Below are 18,123 nucleotides of genomic sequence, written 5' to 3' on the forward strand. Positions count from 1 at the left end.
CCGTTGCAGGCTGTTTCAGCGGGGCAGGTCGGACGCGCCCATCAGGAACTCGTCCACCGCGCGGGCGGCCTGGCGGCCTTCGCGGATGGCCCACACCACCAGGCTCTGGCCGCGGCGCATGTCCCCGGCGGCAAACACCTTGTTCACGCTGGTGGCGTAGCCACCGGTGAAGGCGTCGGAGGCCTTGGCGTTGCCGCGGGCGTCCTTGTCCACACCAAAGGCGTCCAGCACGGTGGCCACCGGGTTCACAAAACCCATGGCCAGCAGCACCAGGTCGGCCTTCCATTCCTTTTCGGAGCCGGGGATTTCCACCAGCTTGCCGTCCTTGAACTCGACGTTCACGGTCTTCAAGCCGGTGACCTTGCCACTGTCCTTCCCTTTTCCGCCGATGAATGCCTTGGTGGAAATGGCGTATTCCCGCTTGAGGATTCCCACTTCGGCGCTCTCGTCGTGGCTGGAGCTGGTGCGCAGCTTCAGCGGCCAGTACGGCCACACCAGGGGTTTGTTTTCCTTTTCGGGCGGCTGGGGCATCACCTCGAACTGGGTGACGCTGGCCGCGCCGTGGCGGGTGCTGGTGCCCACGCAGTCGGAGCCGGTGTCGCCACCGCCAATGACGATGACGTGTTTGCCCTCGGCGCGCAGTTGACCCTTGAGCTTGTCGCCCGCGTTGACCTTGTTCTGCTGCGGCAAAAACTCCATGGCGAAATGCACGCCGTCCAGCTCGCGGCCGGGCACGGGCAGGTCGCGGCTTTGCTCGGAGCCGCCGGTCAGCAGCACGGCGTCAAAGTCCTTTTGCAACTGCTCGGCGCTGACCACGGTCTTGGCGTCGTTGGTCACCTTGGAGCCTTCGGGCATGGCCCCCACCAAGGTGCTGGTCTTGAACACCACACCCTCGGCTTCCATCTGGGCCACGCGGCGGTCGATGTGCGACTTCTCGAACTTGAAGTCGGGGATGCCGTAGCGCAGCAGGCCGCCGATGCGGCTGTTCTTCTCGAACACCGTCACGCTGTGGCCGACGCGGGCCAGTTGCTGGGCCGCGGCCAGCCCGGCAGGGCCGGAGCCGACCACGGCCACCTTCTTGCCGGTTTTCACGGCGGCGGGCTGGGGCTGGACCCAGCCGTTTGCCCAGGCCTTGTCGATGATGGCGTGCTCCAGGGACTTGATGCCCACGGCGTCGCCGTTCACGTTGACCACGCAGGCCGCCTCGCAGGGTGCGGGGCAGATGCGGCCGGTGAACTCCGGAAAGTTGTTGGTGCTGGAGAGCACGGCAAAGGCGTTCTGCCATTGGCCGGTGTACACCAGGTCATTGAAGTCCGGGATGATGTTGTTGATGGGGCAGCCGTTGGTGCAGAACGGCGTGCCGCAGTCCATGCAACGCGCGCCCTGGACCTTGGCCTGCGCATCGTCCAGGCCCACCACGAACTCTTTGTAGTGCTTCAGGCGCTCGGCAACGGGCTTGTAGCCCTCTTCGATGCGCTCATATTCCATGAAGCCGGTGACTTTTCCCATGATGTGGATTCCTTAAAGCTCAGTTCTGGCCGATGGCTCACTTGGCAGTTGCTGCCTTTTTAGGAGCTGCTTTCGCTTGCTCTGAAAGCGCAACAGCCTCTTTTTTGCCATTGATTTCCGCCAAGGCACGCTTGTACTCGTTGGGGAAGACCTTGACGAACTTGGCGCGGGCGGTGGCCCAGTCGTCCAGCAGTTCGCGGGCGCGGCGGCTGCCGGTCCAGCGCAGTTGGTCTTCCAGCAGCTTCTTCAGCAAGGCTTCGTCGGTGGTGTCGCGGTGCCAGATGGCGCGGGGCACGGTGGCCTCTTGCTCGGCGGCGGGCAGCACCTTCTCCAGGCTCACCATGGCGGTGTTGCAGCGCTGGGCGAACTTGCCGTCCTCGTCGTACACATAGGCCACGCCACCGCTCATGCCGGCGGCGAAGTTGCGCCCGGTCTTGCCCAGCACGGCCACGGTGCCGCCGGTCATGTACTCGCAACCGTGGTCGCCCGTGCCTTCCACCACCGCGGTGGCACCCGACAAGCGCACCGCAAAGCGTTCACCGGCCACACCGGCAAAGAAGGCTTCGCCGCTGGTGGCACCGATCATCACGGTGTTGCCCACGATGATGTTCTGCGAGGCCACGCCACGGAAGTCCAGGCTGGGGCGCACCACCACGCGGCCACCCGACAGGCCCTTGCCGGTGTAGTCGTTGGCTTCACCGATCAGGTACAGCGTGATGCCGTTGCACAGGAACGCACCGAACGACTGGCCGCCCGTGCCTTCCAGCTGGATGTGGATGGTGTCGTCGGGCAGGCCCTCGGGGTGCACCTTGGTCACCGCGCCCGACAACATGGCCCCCACGGTGCGGTTGACGTTGCGGGCGGCCTCCATGAAGCGCACCTTCTCGCCCTTGTCGATGGCGGGGCGGCTCTTGGCAATCAGCACGTTGTCCAGGCTCTTTTCCAGCCCGTGTTCCTGCGACTCGGTGTGGTAGCGCTGGGCAGCGGACTCGACGGCGGGCACGGCGAACAGGCGGCTGAAGTCCAGGCCCTGGGCCTTCCAGTGCGACAGGCCTTGCTTGATGTCGAGCAGGTCGGCACGGCCCACCAGGTCGTCGAACTTGCGGATGCCCAGCTGCGCCATGATCTGGCGGGCTTCCTCGGCCACGAAGAAGAAGTAGTTGATGACGTGCTCGGGCTTGCCGCTGAACTTGGCGCGCAGCTCGGGGTCTTGCGTGGCCACACCCACCGGGCAGGTGTTGAGGTGGCACTTGCGCATCATGATGCAGCCTTCCACCACCAGCGGGGCGGTGGCAAAGCCGAACTCGTCGGCGCCCAGCAGGGCCCCGATGACCACGTCGCGCCCGGTCTTGATCTGGCCGTCGGTCTGCACGCGGATGCGGCTGCGCAGGCCGTTGAGCACCAGGGTCTGCTGGGTTTCGGCCAGGCCGATTTCCCAGGGCGAACCGGCGTGCTTGATGGACGACCAGGGCGACGCGCCCGTGCCACCGTCGTGCCCGGCGATCACCAGGTGATCGGCCTTGCACTTGGCCACGCCCGCGGCGATGGTGCCCACCCCGATTTCGGACACCAGCTTGACGGAGATGTCGGCGTGCGGGGCCACGTTCTTCAGGTCGTGGATGAGCTGGGCCAGGTCTTCGATGGAGTAGATGTCGTGGTGCGGCGGCGGGCTGATGAGGCCCACGCCGGGCACGCTGTGGCGCAGCTTGCCGATGTACTCGGACACCTTGCCGCCGGGCAGCTGGCCGCCCTCGCCGGGCTTGGCCCCCTGGGCCATCTTGATCTGGATCTGGTCGGCGCTGGACAGGTACTCGGCCGTCACCCCGAAGCGGCCGGAGGCCACCTGCTTGATGCGGCTGCGCAGGCTGTCGCCGTCTTGCAGCGGCAGGTCCACTTCCACCACGTCTTCACCGATGACGGAGGCCAGGGTTTCGCCCTTCTTGATGGGGATGCCCTTGAGCTCGTTGCGGTAGCGGGCGGCGTCCTCACCGCCTTCGCCGGTGTTGCTCTTGCCGCCGATGCGGTTCATGGCCACGGCCAGCGTGGCATGCGCTTCGGTGGAGATGGAGCCCAGCGACATGGCACCGGTGGCAAACCGCTTGACGATTTCCTTGGCGGGTTCCACCTCGTCCAGCGGGATGGCCTTGGCCGGGTCCACCTTGAACTCGAACAGACCGCGCAGCGTCATGTGGCGACGGCTCTGGTCGTTGATGATCTGGGCGTATTCCTTGTAGGTGTTGAAGTTGTTGGCCCGGGTGCTGTGCTGCAGCTTGGCAATGGCGTCGGGCGTCCACATGTGCTCTTCGCCACGGGCACGCCAGGCGTACTCGCCACCGGTGTCCAGCATGGTGGCCAGCACCGGGTCGTTGCCGAAGGCGGCTTTGTGCATGCGGATGGCTTCCTCGGCCATCTCGAACACGCCAATGCCCTCCACCTTGCTGGGCGTGCGGGTGAAGTACTTGGCGATGGTTTCGCTGTTGATGCCGATGGCCTCGAACAGCTGCGCACCGCAGTAGCTCATGTAGGTGCTCACGCCCATCTTGGACATGATCTTGGACAGACCCTTGCCGATGGCCTTGACGTAGTTGTAGATGGCCTTGTCGGCACTCAGGTCGCCCGGCAGGTCCTTGTGCAGGTCCACCAGGGTTTCCATGGCCAGGTAGGGGTGCACGGCTTCGGCACCGTAACCCGCCAGCACGGCGAAGTGGTGCACCTCGCGGGCGGTGCCGGTCTCCACCACCAGGCCGGTGGCGGTGCGCAGCCCGGTGCGCACCAGGTGCTGGTGGATGGCCGACAGCGCCAGCAGCGCCGGGATGGCCACCTGGGTGGGGCTGACGCCGCGGTCGCTCACGATCAGGATGTTCTTGCCACCTTGGATGGCGTCCACCGCCTCGGCGCACAGCGAGGCCAGCTTGGCCTCCACGCCTTCGCGGCCCCAGCTCACGGGGTAGGTGATGTCCAGCGTGGCGCTCTTGAACTTGCCCTGGGTGTACTGCTCGATGTGGCGCAGCTTGGCCATGTCGGCAAAGTCCAGCACCGGCTGCGACACCTCCAGGCGCAACGGCGGGTTGACCTGGTTGATGTCCAGCAGGTTGGGCTTGGGGCCGATGAAGCTGACCAGCGACATCACGATGGCTTCGCGGATCGGGTCGATGGGCGGGTTGGTCACCTGCGCGAACAGCTGCTTGAAGTAGTTGTACAGCGGCTTGTTCTTGCTGGAGAGCACGGCCAGCGGGCTGTCGTTGCCCATGGAGCCAATGGCTTCCTCACCGGCCTGGGCCATGGGGGCCAGCAGGAACTTGATGTCTTCCTGGGTGGTGCCAAAGGCCTGCTGCAGGTCCAGCAGCGAGGCGGTGGCGGGCGCGTCCACCGGGGTGGCGGGGCCTTGCACGTCGTCCAGGCGGATGCGCAGGTTCTCGATCCACTGCTTGTAGGGCTTGCTGTGCGCGAGGTTGGCCTTGAGCTCCTCGTCGTTGATCATGCGGCCCTGCTCCAGGTCGATCAGGAACATCTTGCCGGGCTGCAGGCGCCACTTGCTGACGATCTTGCTTTCGGGCACCGGCAGCACGCCGGCTTCCGAGCCCATGATGACCATGTCGTCGTCGGTGATGCAGTAACGCGAGGGGCGCAGGCCGTTGCGGTCCAGCGTGGCACCGATCTGGCGACCGTCGGTGAACACGATGGAGGCGGGGCCGTCCCACGGCTCCATCATGGCGGCGTGGTACTCGTAGAACGCCTTGCGACGCTCGTCCATCAGGGTGTGCTGTTCCCAGGGCTCGGGGATCATCATCATCACCGCCTGCGCCATGGGGTAGCCCGCCATGGTCAGCAGTTCCAGGCAGTTGTCGAAGGTGGCGGTGTCGGACTGGTCGGGGAAGCTCAGGGGGTAGAGCTTCTTCAGGTCCTCGCCCAGCACGGGCGAGGTCATGACGCCTTCGCGGGCCCGCATCCAGTTGTAGTTGCCGCGCACGGTGTTGATTTCACCGTTGTGCGCCACATAGCGGTAGGGGTGGGCCAGCGGCCACTCGGGGAAGGTGTTGGTGGAGAAGCGCTGGTGCACCAGGCCCAGGGCCGACACGCAACGCGGGTCTTGCAGGTCCAGGTAGTAGGTGCCCACCTGGTCAGCCAGCAGCAGGCCCTTGTAGATGATGGTGCGGCTGCTCATGCTGGGCACGTAGTACTCCTTGGAGTGCTTCAGCCCCAGCTTGGAAATGGCCTTGCTGGCCTTCTTGCGGATGACGTACAGCTTGCGCTCCAGCGCATCCTGCACGATCACGTCGTTGCCACGGCCAATGAACACCTGGCGGATGATGGGTTCCTTGGCGCGCACGCGGGGCGACATGGGCATCTCGGTGTTGACCGGCACGTCGCGCCAGCCCAGCAGCACCTGGCCTTCGGCCTTGATGGCGCGCTCCATCTCCTGCTCGCAGGCCAGGCGGCTGGCGTGCTCCTTGGGCAGGAAGATCATGCCCACGCCGTATTCACCGGCGGGGGGCAGGTTGACGCCCTGCTGGGCCATGTCCTCGCGGTAGAGCGCGTCGGGCAGCTGGATGAGGATGCCCGCGCCGTCGCCCATGAGCTTGTCGGCACCCACGGCACCGCGGTGGTCCAGGTTTTCGAGGATCTTGAGGGCCTGACCCACGATGGCGTGGCTCTTGACGCCCTTGATGTGGGCCACAAAGCCGACGCCACACGCGTCGTGCTCGTTGGCGGGGTCGTACAGGCCTTCTTGTTGCAGTTGTGCCTGCGCGGACTGGATGCTCATGGGGTCGGTCACACCAAACTCCTCAAAAAAATGCGGACAAGTCAAGAGGATATTCCATTGCAACCCGCATGCCAAGGCTTTTAAACGGTGTCTGACCCCATTTAAATAACGACAAATTCAGTCAAATATAAATTGGGGACACATTGAATTCAGTAGCAACAATGCCACTCATGGAAAGCGCCAGAGCACGATTTTTGTCGTGAAATTCAGGCCGTGGATTCAGCCATTCGGGGCGGACGCCCCGGGCGACCCGGCTGCAAACGGCGGGGGGTGCCACTTTGCAGGGCCGCCACAAACGCCTCGGAACCCAGCACCCAGCCCTTGAGCGCGGCCTGCGCCAGCGCCTGGACGTGCGCGGGTGCACAGCCTTGCTCCAGCAAGGTGCGGTAGGCCGCCTCGCGGGCGAAGGGCGTGTTGCCCAGCGCCCAATACTGGGGCGGCACCGTCAGCAGCCGGTGGCTGCTCTGCCCCAGGTAATGCGCGGCGCTCACCCACGGGTGTGCGCCCGCCCCATCGGCCACGGCACCGCTGCGCTGGGGGTGGGTGTCCATCCACACCATGGCCCGCAGCAGCCAAGGGTCGGACTCCAGCACGGTGGAGCGATAGCGCCCCTCCCACAGCGTGCCGCGCCGTGCATGGCGGCGGTTGAACGTCTGCACATGCCGCCGCCCCAAGGCTTGCATGCCAGCACTCAGGCCAACGGCGTCCTGTGGGGTGAGCAGCAGGTGAATGTGGTCGGGCATCAAGGCCCAGGCGTGAATGGCCAGCCGGTGCTGGGCGGCCACCTGGGCCAGGTGGTCCAGGAAGGCGGCACGGTCTTCGTCGTCGGCAAACACCACCTGCCCCGAAGCCCCACGCCACAACACATGGTGCAGCTGACCGGGGATGCACAGCCGAGGCAGGCGGGCCATGGCGGGTCAGAGGAACACGTCAAGGTCGCCGACGATGGCGCGCGCCAGGTCGTCCAGCCGTTCGGTGCTCACCTCGTGGGCGGCCAGCACCAGCGTCTGGACCTGAAAGCCCACCACCCCTTGCAGGCGCAGGTGCACGCGGCCCTGGTCGTGCTCGGGGGTGAACACCACGCTGCCGCGGGCGGCCATGTCGTGTTCGAAGCGCACGGCCAGCAGCTTGTTGGTGTCGGGGTTGCGCTCTTCCACGCGGTTGAAACGCACCTGCCCGGCGGCCAGCCGGGCCTCCACCCGCGCCAGGTCGGGCGGGAAGTTGACGCTCACCTCCGATTGGGGCGGGCACGCCGGGTCCACCGGCACCACCCGCCAGCCCATGGCGAGGTGTTCGAACACCTCGCGCGAGCGCAGGATCTTGCGCCGGGCGTCAAAGCGGAAATCGGCCAGGCGCATCGCGGGCCAGGGGGCACGGGCGTCCAAGGCCAGCGGGCGGGCCGACGGCTGGAGGATGTTGAGCTGGGCCGCCAGCTCACTCAGGTACTGCCAAACGCGCTGGCAGGCGGCCTCGGTGTGGGTGAGTTGTTCGTCCAGGTCGCGGCTGGCCTGACCTTGCCGGGCCTGCACATCGGTGGCCCGGTCTTTGAGCTGCTGCAAAAAGCCCATGTTCGAAATCGTCAATAAGGATCGAACAGCGATTGTCCACTCCATTGGCGGTGGGCTGACAGCGCAAAGCGGTCGGTCATGCCCGCGATGTAGTCGGCCACGGCCCGGTACGGGCTGTCGCCGTGCTGCGGGCTGAGGTTGGCGGGCGGGTGTTCCAGGTACAGGGCAAACAGCTCGTGCACCACCCGGCGGGCGCGGTCCATGCTGTCGGTGACGGTGGGGTGGCGGTAGAGCTGCTGGAACAAAAAACGCTTGAGCGCGGTGGACTGCGCCCGCATGTCCGCCGAAAACCGCAGCAGCACCCCGGCGTGGCGGGCTTCTTCGGGGGTGTTCACCCCGGCATCGGCCACGGCGGCCTGGGTGGCGGCGATCACGTCGTACACCTGCTCGCTGAGCATGCGGCGTATGGTCTCGAACAACAGGCGGCGGCCCTGGAGCCGGGGGTGTTCGGCCAGGGTCTCGCGCAGGAAGCGCTGGACCAGCGGCACCTCGGCCACCTGCTCCAGCGTGATGAGGCCGGAGCGCACGCCGTCGTCCACGTCGTGGGCGTTGTAGGCGATTTCATCGGCCAGGTTGCACAGCTGGGCTTCCAGCGAGGGGGCGTGGCCATCGAGGAAGCGGCGGGCCACGCCGTGGGGCTCCTGCGCCTCCAGCGCCTCGGCATGGGCGCGGCTGCAGTGTTTGAGGATGCCTTCGCGGGTTTCAAAACACAGGTTGAGCCCGTCGAACGCGGGATACCGCTCTTCCAACCGGTCCACCACCCGCAGGCTTTGCAGGTTGTGCTCGAAGCCGCCGTGCTCGCGCATGCAGTCGTGCAGGGCGTCCTGCCCGGCGTGGCCGAAGGGGGTGTGGCCCAGGTCATGGGCCAGCGAGATGGCTTCCACCAGGTCTTCGTCCAGCCCCAGGCTGCGGGCGATGCTGCGACCCAGCTGGGCCACCTCCAGGCTGTGGGTCAGGCGGGTGCGGAACAGGTCGCCCTCGTGGTTGAGGAAGACCTGCGTCTTGTAGACCAGCCGCCGAAACGCCGTGCTGTGCACGATGCGGTCGCGGTCGCGCTGGAACGGGTTGCGCGTGGGTGCGGGCGGCTCGGCATGCCGCCGCCCACGGGTGGCGTGGGGCTGGCAAGCCAGGTGGTGCAGCGGCGCGGCCATGCTCAGGTGACGTGGGCGCCGTCTGGCGAGGCGGCCTGGCGCAGGTGCTCGGTCATGGCGGCTTCCTCCAGCGGGCGGCTGAACAGGTAGCCCTGCCCGTGGTCGCACCCCAAGGTGGCCAGGAAGTCGCGCTGCAACGGGGTTTCCACGCCCTCGGCCACCACACGCAAATGCAGGTTGTGGCCCAGGGCCACCACGGTTTCCACGATGGCGGTGTCGTCGGCGTCCACGCCAATGTCCACCACAAAGCTGCGGTCGATCTTGAGGGTGTGGATGGGCAGGCGCTTGAGGTAGGCCAGGCTGGAGTAGCCAGTGCCGAAGTCGTCGATGGCCAGGTGGGCTCCCATGGCCTGCAACTCCAGCAGGGTGCGCTGCACGTCTTCGGTCTGGCGCATCAGGCAGCCTTCGGTGATCTCGAACTCCAGGCCATCGCCGCGCACCCCGGTCTCGTCCAGGATGTCTTGCAGCCGGGTGATCAGGCTGCCCTGTTGCACCTGGAGGGCCGACAGGTTGATGGCCACCCGCGGCACGTCCAGCCCCGCGTCGAGCCAGCGGCGGATTTGCTGGCAGGCGTGCAGGATGACCCAATCCCCCAGCGCCACGATCTGCCCGGTGGCCTCGGCCAGGGGAATGAAGTCGGCCGGTGACACCGCCCCGCGTTGCGGGTGCTGCCAGCGCAACAGCGCCTCCATGGCCGTCATGCGGCCATCGGCCAGGTTCACGATGGGCTGGTACACCAACCGCAATTCGCCCCGGTCGGCGGCGCGGCGCAGTTCGGCCCCCAGCGTGTAGCGTTCGAACGCCGATTGGTCCAGGCTGGACGATGCGTAGGCCACCCGACCACGCCCACCCTCCTTGGCCTGGTACATGGCCGCGTCGCTGCGTTTGAGCAGGGCATCAACGTCGGCTCCGTCTTCGGGGAACACCGCCACCCCGATGCTGCCGCCCACGTACAACTCGCGGCCATCGATGACCACCGGCAGCGACAACACCCGCTGGAGCTTTTCGGCCAGAACGCCCGCATCGTCGGGCTTGGAGATGCTGGGCAGGAACACGATGAACTCGTCCCCACCCTGCCGCGCCACGGTGTCCTCGCTGCGCACACAGCCCCGCAGGCGATGGGCCACCTCCACCAGCAGGCGGTCGCCCATGTCGTGCCCGAACGAGTCGTTGACGGCCTTGAAGTGATCGAGGTCGATGAACAGCAGCGCGGCATGCTCCCCCATCCGGCGGTCGTGCGCCAGCGCCTGTTGCATGCGGTCACGCAACAGGCCGCGGTTGGCCAGCCCGGTGAGGCCGTCGGTGGTGGCCAGGCGCAGCATTTCCTGCTCGGCCCGCTTGCGTTCGGTGATGTCGATGCGAATGGACACGTAACGCACGATCTCGCCGCGCCCGTCCTTGAGCGGCACGATGGCCGAATCCACCCAGTACAGGTCCCCGCCCTTGGTGCGGTTGCAGATGACGCCCCGCCACACTTGGCCAGAGGCCAGGGTCTTCCACATCTGCGTGAAGAACCCCTTGTCGTGGGTGCCCGAGTTCAGAAGGCGGTGGTCCTGCCCCAGCAACTCCTCGCGGGTGAAGCCGCTGACCTCCACCAGCCGGTCATTGACCTGGACGATGCGCCCATCCCGCTCGGCCACCGACACGATGGCGTGCTGGTCGATGGCCTGCATGTAGGTGGAGAGTTCGGCAAACGCCTGCTCGACGCCTTCCTTGGCCTCCAGCAGGTCGCGGGCGGTGCGGGCCACCAGTTCGGAGCGGGCCAGTTGCGCCTCGGTCTCGTGCAGGCTTCGCTCCTGCCGAGTCAGGCGCAGGTTGTACCAGAACACCGCCGCGAAGCTGCCCCCCAGGATGGCAAAGATGAACAGCGAACTCTTGCCCACCTGGGTGCCCGCCAGGGCTTCGGCCCGGTCCAGCGGGATGGTGACGGACAGCGCCCCCATCAGCTCGTGCAACGTCCACTGCTTGCCGGGCATCACCCCTGCCGCCACGCGCTGGCGTTGGATGTCGGGCTGCTGTTCGTAGCTGTTGTGGCAGGCCACACAGCCCATTTGCGAGGCCGGATCGGCCACCAGCAGCCGCAACACGCGCTGCCCGTTGTGCTCTTCAAAGCGGGACACGGGCGTCCACTGGCGAACCCCTGGCGGCTGCGCCGCCTCCTGGCTTTCCAACTGGGGCCAGGCCCAGCGCAGGAAGTCGTCGGACAAGCCCTGCGACGGCTCCAGGTTCCATTTGCTCACCGGGCGGTACTCGTAGAGTTTGTCGGCCCGCTCCGAACTGGCGCGCCCCACCAGCTTGAGGAACTGCGCCGGAATGGGCACATGGCCCAGGCGCTGGTCCGAATGGGCGTCGGCCCCCAACCCATCGCGGGCCAGCTTGGCCACCACTTCCTTGTTGTAGACCGAACGGGCCACCACCGCCTGCTGCGCCACGATCTCGGCCACCGCCAGCGCCTGCTGTTCCACCGTGCGGGTGACCGCGTCGCGCACCAGCAGCACCCCACCCACAAACGTCAGGACAAACACCACCCCCAACACCACCCAGGGGCGTGAGCGCATGCGACCCTGGGTCGACGAATCGGCAAAAAAGACGCTGGGACTGGTGGACATGGAACGTGGAGACAGACAACACCCTCACGGCAACCTCGGGGGTCGCCCGAAAGTGTCATTATTTATTCATACAAACAACCGCAGCGTACACCCTCCACGAAGGGTTCAGGGCAGGGAAAACGACAGGATACCCCCGAAGGTCGTTGGACGTGCGGACAGGGCCACCGCTATCAAAACAGAAGCCTCTTACGCTTTCATTAAAAGCGCCAGAGGCACTTTTTTATTGCAATTTTTCCCGTCAACGCCGCGGGCGGACCACCGCGCGGCGGAAATCCCGCAGCCGGGCCTGGGCGCGGCCCAGCACGGTGTTCTCGGGGTAGCGGCCCGTGGTGGCGTCCAGCTCGCCCACCGTCTGACCGGTGAGCCAGGCCAGCCCCTCGTGGGCGTGCTGCTGGGTGTGGATGTGAAAGCGCCCCTCGGCCACGGCCTCGCGCACCTGGGCCGACAGCACCAGGTGGCGGCGGTTGCGTGCCGGCATCAGCACACCCTGCTGCCCGTCCAGCCCCAGCACCTGGCAGACGCGGAAGTAACCTTCGATCTTCTCGTTCAGCCCGCCCACCGGCAGCACCTCGCCAAACTGGTTGACCGCCCCGGTGACGGCCACGCCCTGGCGCAGCGCCACGCCCGACAGCGAGGACAGCAGCGCGTACAGCTCGGCGCACGAGGCCGAATCGCCCTCCACCCCGTGGTATTCCTGCTCGAACACCAGCGACGCCGTCATGGCCAGCGGTGCCAGGTGGGCGAACAGCGCACCCAGGTGGCTTTGCAGGATGAGCACGCCCTTGTCGTGGATGGGGCCGGACATTTCCACCTCGCGCTCGATGTTGAGCACCCCCCGCGTGCCGGCAAAGGTGCGTGCTGTCAGCCGCACCGGCATGCCAAAGCGGTGGTCGCCCAGGTCGAGCTGGGTCAGCCCGTTGAGCTGGCCCACGCGCTCGCCGTGCACGGTGATGAGGCGCTCGCCATCGGCCACCGTGGCCAGCAGCTCCTCCTCCAGGTGGTTGTGGCGGGCGATGCGGGCGCGCAGCGCCTGCTCCACGTCGGCGGCGTCGATCAGCCGCCCCCCGCGCTGGCGGGCCAGGGCCGCGCTTTCGAACACGCGCGCCTCGGTGGCCGAGAACTGGGCGCTTTGGCGGGCCTGGTCGTCGGCGTCGCGGTGCGAGGCCTCCAGCAGCCGCGCCACCGCCCCCGCGGTGCAGTGCGGCAGGCCGCGCTGCTGGCACAGGTGGGCCACGAACACGGCGAACGAGCGCTGCGTGTCGGGCGTGCTGACGAAGGTGTCGGCAAACTCCACCTTCACCTGGAAGTGGCGGGCAAACTCCGGGTCGCCCTCGCGCACGGCGTGGTACTGCTCCACGGTGCCGATGAGGATGACCTTGACCTGGATGTCCACCGCCTCCGGCTCCAGCGACACCGCGGGCAGCGCCGCCAGCAGCGGCATGGGCTCTTCGATCTGCACCCGGCCATTGCGCATGACGCGGCGCAGCCGCTCCCACACCTCTTCGTCGGCGATCAGGTCACGCAGGTGCAGCACCAGGAAACCGCCGTGCGCCTTGAGCAGGCTGCCCGCGCGGATGCGGGTGAAGTCGGTTTGCAGCACGTCTTCTTCCGACTGGTATTCGATGCTGCCAAACAGCGCCCGGTGCACCGGGTTGGCCTCCACGATGACCGGAGCCCCCTCGCGGCCCGCGTTGTCCACCACCAGGTTGATTCGATAGCGCTGCAGCAGGGCTTCCAGGGCCTCCTGGCGGCCCTCTTCGTCTTCCTCGAACGGCTGGAACAGCTCCAGGTGGTCCAGCACGTCCTGGGCCACGCGGTCGAGGTGTTTGCCCAGCTTGACGGTGTCCTTGATCTGTTTTTTCAGCGCCACGCGGATGGCTTGCAACTCGTGCTCCAGCAGCGGCTTGATGGCCTGCTGGTGCAGCACGGTCAGGGCGTCGCGGGTCTGGCGCTCCAGCGCGCCCGCCAGTTCCAGAAAACGCTGGATCTCGTCGCGCAGGGCCTGCTCCAGCGCGTCCACGCGGGCGCGTTCGGCGGCGGGCAGCTTGGCGGCCTCCAGCTCGGTCAGGGGTTGGTCACCCTCGCCCACGTAGGTGAAGACCAGCCGCCCCTCGTCCTTGTGCAGCGAGAAGTGGTGGGCCTCGGCGTGGGTGACCAGGCGCTGGTAGGCCTCGCCCTCCTGCTGCTCGTAGGTCTGGCGGGCCCGGGCCTCGTCGGCCTTGACCTCGGGGCGGGCCAGCCGCTTGGGGATGTCGGTTTGCAGCGTCTTGACCAGCGCCGCCATCTGCTGGCGCAGCTCGCGCCCCTGGCCTGCGGGCATGCGCAGCGCCAGCGGGTGTTCGGGCGTGTCGAAGTTGTGCAGGTAACACAGGTCGGGCGGCACCGGGCGGGTGGCGGCCACCTGCTGCGCCGCCTGCTTCAGCAGCGACGAGCGGCCACAGCCGGGCTCGCCCAGCACAAACAGGTTGTAGTCGGGCTCGGCCATGGCCAGGCCGAAGCGGGCGGCGTCGTGCGCCCGCTCCTGCCCCACCCAGGGCAGGGTGTCGTGGATCAGGGCCGAGGTGTCGGCAAACCCCAAGGTCTCGGGGGCCAGGGCCACCGACAACTCGGAGGCTTGAAGGGCGGTGACGGCCATGGTCAGCCTCGTTTCAAATTTCACATTAAAAAAGGCCATAGCGCTTTGTTTGAAAGCGCTGACTGCTCTCAAAAACTAAGCAGCCTGCACACAAGCCGCCAGCACCTCGGTCACCACCGCATCGGGGGCCTTGGCGGTGGTGGCGCAGCCGGGGCCGGTGCCGCCCTGGGCCAGCGGGACGTTGCCGATCAGCACGAACTGGATGGTGCCGCCCTCGCTCTTCTTGTCCACGCGCATCAGCTCCAGGTAACGCTGGGCGCCCAGGTCAGGGCCCACGGTGGGCAGGCCTGCGGCCTTCACCAGGCGGGTGAGGCGCTGCACAAAGGCTTCATCCACCCAACCCAGGCGCTGGCTGAGGTGGGCCGCCATGACCATGCCGCAGCCCACGGCCTCGCCGTGCAGCCACTCGCCATAACCCAGCCCGGCCTCGATGGCGTGGCCGAAGGTGTGGCCGAAGTTGAGGATGGCGCGCAGCCCGCTTTCCTTCTCGTCCTGCCCCACCACCCAGGCCTTGATTTCGCAACTGCGGCGCACCGCGGTGGCCAGCAGCGCCGGGTCGCGGGCCAGCAGCCCGTCCAGGTGGGTGTCGATCCAGTCGAAAAACGCCATGTCGGCTATGGGGCCGTATTTGATGACCTCGGCCAGCCCGGCGCTGAACTCGCGCGCAGGCAGGGTGTGGAGCACATCCAGGTCGGCCACCACCCGCTGCGGCTGGTAGAAGGCCCCGATCATGTTCTTGCCCAGCGGGTGGTTGATGGCGGTTTTGCCACCCACGCTGCTGTCCACCTGCGCCAGCAGGGTGGTGGGCACCTGCACAAAGGGCACGCCGCGCATGTAGCAGGCGGCGGCAAAGCCGGTCATGTCGCCCACCACGCCGCCGCCCAGGGCGTACAGCACGGTCTTGCGGTCGGCACCGCTGCCCAGCAGCTGGTCGTAGATGAGGTTGAGGGTGGCGGCGTCCTTGAACTGCTCGCCATCCGGCAGGGCCAGCACATCCACCGCCTGGTACAGCGGCGGCTGCTGTGCCAGCAGCGCGGCCTTGAGGGCCTGGGCGTACAGCGGCGCCACGGTGGTGTTGCTGACGATCAGCGCCCGCGCCGCGCGGGGGCAGCCCGCGTAGGTGGCCGCCTGGCCCAGCAGGCCGGGGCCGATGGCAATGTCGTAACTCCGGTCGCCCAGCGCAATGGGCACCTGCTGCACGGCCCCCTGCCCTCCCGCTGACACGAAAGGGGGCAGGGTCAAGGCGGGTTGCGCAATGGAAGCGGGCTGGGGCGAGGTCACGGGCATGGCGGTGAATGCAGGCAAGGGCAAAAGCAAAGGCCCGAGTGTAGGTGGCGGCATCCACGCGTCACGATTTGATCGCATACTTGGCACCCTCTTCCTGCGCACCCATGGACAAACTCCGCATCGACAAATGGCTGTGGGCCGCCCGGTTCCACAAGACCCGCTCGCTGGCCGCCGACGAAATCGGCAAGGGCCGGGTGGAGGTCAATGGCCAGGTGGCCAAACCCTCGCGTGAGGTGCAGGCGGGCGACCTGGTCACCCTGAAGCAAGGCTGGGATGTGCGCACCGTGGAGGTGCTGGGCATCAGCGCCCAACGCGGCCCGGCCCCCGTGGCCCAGGCCCTGTACCAGGAAACCGCCGACAGCGTGGCCCGGCGCGAAGCCGCCGCCCAGGCCCGCCGCCTGGCCCCCGAACCTGCCCTGGCCCAGCCGCTGGGCCGCCCCACCAAACGCGACCGCCGCCAACTGCAACAGTGGCAGGACGGATCGGCCTCCGGCGGCCCCTCCGGCAGCCCGGACAGCGGCTGGGGCGACCGCTGGAGCGCCAGCCTCTGAGTCCGCCCCGTCCACCCGCCACCGCCCACACACCCCATGTTCCAGTGGATCCAGAAGCTCGTCGGGCATGCGCCCGCCCCGGCCCCGGCCGAACCGGACGGTGCCCCCACCACGCGGGCACCGCAGGCCAGCGGCTTCGGCCCGTCGCGGCTGCACCCGCCCTCGGTGCTGCCCACCCCGCAGCCCGCGCCCACCGTGGCCCCTGCCCCGGCTGAAGGCTTTGTGCCCGTGGTGGAGGAACCCGCCCACCCCATGACCGCCTTCAACGTGCAGACCGAGGCGCTGCACTGGGTGTACAGCGTGCCCCGGGGTGGCCGCATCGGGCCCAACGGCCTCACCCTGAGCCATGTGGCCGACCTGGTGGAGCGCATGAGCCTGGACGCCAGCCGCGCCGCCGACTGGGTGCCCCGCGTGCCCGCGGTGCTGCCCGGCCTGTTGCGCACCCTGCGCGACGAGAACAGCTCGGCCCACGACCTGGCCTCGCTCATCGAACAAGACGTGTCGCTGCTGGCCGAAGCCCTGAAAGAGGCCAACAGCGCCCTCTACCAGCGCAGCACCCCCATCACCCAGACCGAAGACGCCGTGCGCCTGCTGGGCAGCCAGGGCCTGCGCCTGCTGATTGCCCGCGTGGCCTTCCGCCCCGTGCTGGGCTCCGACGCCGGGCCGCTGACCCAGATGGGCGCCAACCGGGTGTGGGCACTGGGGGAAGCCTGCGCCCAGGCCTGCCGCGCCCTGGCCCCCGAGCGGGGCGTGGACCCGTTTGAAGCCTTCCTGAGCGGCCTGGCCCTGCACGTGGGCCTGCTGGTCAGCCTGCGCATGACCGACCGCGTGGCCCACCTGGCCCGCCCCGACCCCCACGGCCTGGGCCCGCGGCGGGTGCTGGTAGACGAAGACACCCCCACCCCCGCCAACCAGAACCAGACCGCCCAGGACCTGATGCACCTGGTGGCCCTGCTGTCCCACCGCGTGGCCGCCCGCTGGGAGCTGCCCGACAACGTGGTGGGCACCCTCACCGGCCTGGCCGACCCGCTGGCCCGTGGGCGCTGGCAGGCGGCATGCGAATTGCTGGAGGTGGCCCAGGAGGCCGCCCGGCTGGCGGTGCTGGCCGATGCGGGCTGGCTGCCCGCCCCCCTGCCCGAGTGCTGGGGCCACCTGCCACCCGACGCCCAGCACTGGCTGGAACACCACGCCCACCCTGCCCCCGGCACCGACGACTGACCCCGCTGTCCATGACCACCCCCACGCGACTGCTCATCCTCAAACTGGGCGACACCCTGCCCGCCCTCAAGGCCACCCACGGCGACTTCGAAGACTGGATCGCCCAGGGCCTGTCCGCCAGCGAACACCCGGTCACCGTGTCGGTGCTCGACCCACGCCGCGGCGACGCCCTGCCCCGCCTGACGCTGCAAAACGGTGCGCCCCAGGCCTTTGACGGCGTGGTGCTCACCGGCTCCCACGCCATGGTGACCCACCGCGAAGCCTGGAGCGAACACACCGCCGCCTGGCTGCGCGACGCCGTGCACACCAGCCTGCCGGTGCTGGGCATCTGCTACGGCCACCAGCTGCTGGCCCACGCGCTGGGCGGCACCGTGGACGACCACCCCGGTGGCCTGGAGAGCGGCACCACCCTCATCTGGCGCCAACCCGAGGCCGACCACGACCCCCTGTTTGCCGACCTGCCCAGCCACTGGAACGCCCAGGTCTCGCACCGCCAGACCGTGAGCCAGCTGCCCCATGGGGCCGTGCTGCTGGCGCACAACCGGTTCGAGCCGCACCATGCCTTCCGCTTTGGTGCCTGCGCCTGGGGCGTGCAGTTCCACCCCGAATTCATGCCCGAAGCCACCCGCACCTACCTGCTGCACCAGACCGTGGCCCTCACCGAACAAGGCCTGGACCCCCAGCGCATGCAGACCGAGGTGCAACCCACCCCCGAGGCCGCCAGCCTGCTGGGCCGCTTTGCCACCTGGGTGGCCACCCACCGCAACACCGCGGTGCGCCCCGCGGCCACCGCCGCGCCTGCGCCCGTCCCCGCCTGAACCGGAGCCGCC

General features: G+C 68.0%; 11 protein-coding genes. 3 read left to right on the plus strand and 8 right to left on the minus strand.

Annotated features, from left to right (window positions below):
- Positions 1–15: 15 nt before the first annotated feature.
- The 8 genes from ACYVB7_RS07070 to aroB all read right to left on the minus strand — a co-directional run bounded on the left by ACYVB7_RS07070 (position 16) and on the right by aroB (position 15,524).
- Positions 16–1,509 (minus strand): glutamate synthase subunit beta, encoded by a 1,494-nt coding sequence (locus ACYVB7_RS07070; protein WP_460506012.1) that lies wholly within the window; start codon positions 1,507–1,509, stop codon positions 16–18.
- Positions 1,510–1,546: 37 nt separating this feature from the next.
- Positions 1,547–6,274, minus strand: coding sequence for a glutamate synthase-related protein (locus tag ACYVB7_RS07075; RefSeq protein WP_460506266.1), 4,728 nt, complete (start codon positions 6,272–6,274; stop codon positions 1,547–1,549).
- 206 nt (positions 6,275–6,480) lie between these two features.
- The gene (locus ACYVB7_RS07080; protein WP_460506014.1) at positions 6,481–7,185 is read right to left on the minus strand and encodes a transposase; all 705 of its coding nucleotides are present in this window, start codon (positions 7,183–7,185) and stop codon (positions 6,481–6,483) included.
- Positions 7,186–7,191: 6 nt separating this feature from the next.
- Positions 7,192–7,842: a hypothetical protein gene (locus tag ACYVB7_RS07085; RefSeq protein ID WP_460506015.1), complete on the minus strand. Its 651-nt coding sequence runs from the start codon at positions 7,840–7,842 to the stop codon at positions 7,192–7,194.
- A gap of 11 nt (positions 7,843–7,853) precedes the next feature.
- On the minus strand, positions 7,854–8,993 hold the full coding sequence (locus tag ACYVB7_RS07090; RefSeq protein WP_460506017.1) for a deoxyguanosinetriphosphate triphosphohydrolase family protein: 1,140 nt from the start codon (positions 8,991–8,993) through the stop codon (positions 7,854–7,856).
- Between the two features lie 2 nt (positions 8,994–8,995).
- A complete protein-coding gene (locus tag ACYVB7_RS07095; protein ID WP_460506019.1) occupies positions 8,996–11,602 on the minus strand; it encodes an EAL domain-containing protein in 2,607 nt (868 codons plus the stop codon).
- Between the two features lie 238 nt (positions 11,603–11,840).
- A complete protein-coding gene (locus ACYVB7_RS07100) occupies positions 11,841–14,237 on the minus strand; it encodes a Lon protease family protein (protein WP_460506020.1) in 2,397 nt (798 codons plus the stop codon).
- Positions 14,238–14,312: 75 nt separating this feature from the next.
- Entirely contained in the window at positions 14,313–15,524 is a 1,212-nt protein-coding gene (gene aroB, locus ACYVB7_RS07105; protein ID WP_460506267.1) for a 3-dehydroquinate synthase family protein, read from the minus strand.
- A 104-nt stretch (positions 15,525–15,628) separates the two neighbouring features.
- Here aroB and ACYVB7_RS07110 point away from each other — a divergent pair, with 104 nt between their 5' ends.
- From ACYVB7_RS07110 to ACYVB7_RS07120, 3 genes are read left to right on the plus strand one after another with little or no spacing between them, the layout of a single operon-like run.
- Complete coding sequence (locus ACYVB7_RS07110) at positions 15,629–16,075, plus strand: RNA-binding S4 domain-containing protein (RefSeq protein ID WP_460506021.1); 447 nt, start codon at positions 15,629–15,631, stop codon at positions 16,073–16,075.
- Between the two features lie 36 nt (positions 16,076–16,111).
- Positions 16,112–17,293 carry an HDOD domain-containing protein gene (locus tag ACYVB7_RS07115; RefSeq protein WP_460506022.1) on the plus strand — a complete coding sequence of 394 codons (1,182 nt, stop codon included), beginning with the start codon at positions 16,112–16,114 and terminating at the stop codon, positions 17,291–17,293.
- Positions 17,294–17,304: 11 nt separating this feature from the next.
- Positions 17,305–18,111, plus strand: coding sequence for a type 1 glutamine amidotransferase family protein (locus ACYVB7_RS07120; RefSeq protein ID WP_460506023.1), 807 nt, complete (start codon positions 17,305–17,307; stop codon positions 18,109–18,111).
- Positions 18,112–18,123: the final 12 nt, after the last annotated feature.

The sequence above is a fragment of the Hydrogenophaga soli genome, assembly GCF_054777695.1.

Excerpts from the sequence above, each read along its gene's own strand:
- ACYVB7_RS07070 (WP_460506012.1), bottom strand. The coding sequence starts at position 1,509 with ATGGGAAAAGTCACCGGCTTCATGGAATATGAGCGCATCGAAGAGGGC.
- ACYVB7_RS07075 (WP_460506266.1), bottom strand. The coding sequence starts at position 6,274 with ATGAGCATCCAGTCCGCGCAGGCACAACTGCAACAAGAAGGCCTGTAC.
- ACYVB7_RS07080 (WP_460506014.1), bottom strand. The coding sequence starts at position 7,185 with ATGGCCCGCCTGCCTCGGCTGTGCATCCCCGGTCAGCTGCACCATGTG.
- ACYVB7_RS07085 (WP_460506015.1), bottom strand. The coding sequence starts at position 7,842 with ATGGGCTTTTTGCAGCAGCTCAAAGACCGGGCCACCGATGTGCAGGCC.
- ACYVB7_RS07090 (WP_460506017.1), bottom strand. The coding sequence starts at position 8,993 with ATGGCCGCGCCGCTGCACCACCTGGCTTGCCAGCCCCACGCCACCCGT.
- ACYVB7_RS07095 (WP_460506019.1), bottom strand. The coding sequence starts at position 11,602 with ATGTCCACCAGTCCCAGCGTCTTTTTTGCCGATTCGTCGACCCAGGGT.
- ACYVB7_RS07100 (WP_460506020.1), bottom strand. The coding sequence starts at position 14,237 with ATGGCCGTCACCGCCCTTCAAGCCTCCGAGTTGTCGGTGGCCCTGGCC.
- aroB (WP_460506267.1), bottom strand. The coding sequence starts at position 15,524 with ATGCCCGTGACCTCGCCCCAGCCCGCTTCCATTGCGCAACCCGCCTTG.
- ACYVB7_RS07110 (WP_460506021.1), top strand. The coding sequence starts at position 15,629 with ATGGACAAACTCCGCATCGACAAATGGCTGTGGGCCGCCCGGTTCCAC.
- ACYVB7_RS07115 (WP_460506022.1), top strand. The coding sequence starts at position 16,112 with ATGTTCCAGTGGATCCAGAAGCTCGTCGGGCATGCGCCCGCCCCGGCC.
- ACYVB7_RS07120 (WP_460506023.1), top strand. The coding sequence starts at position 17,305 with ATGACCACCCCCACGCGACTGCTCATCCTCAAACTGGGCGACACCCTG.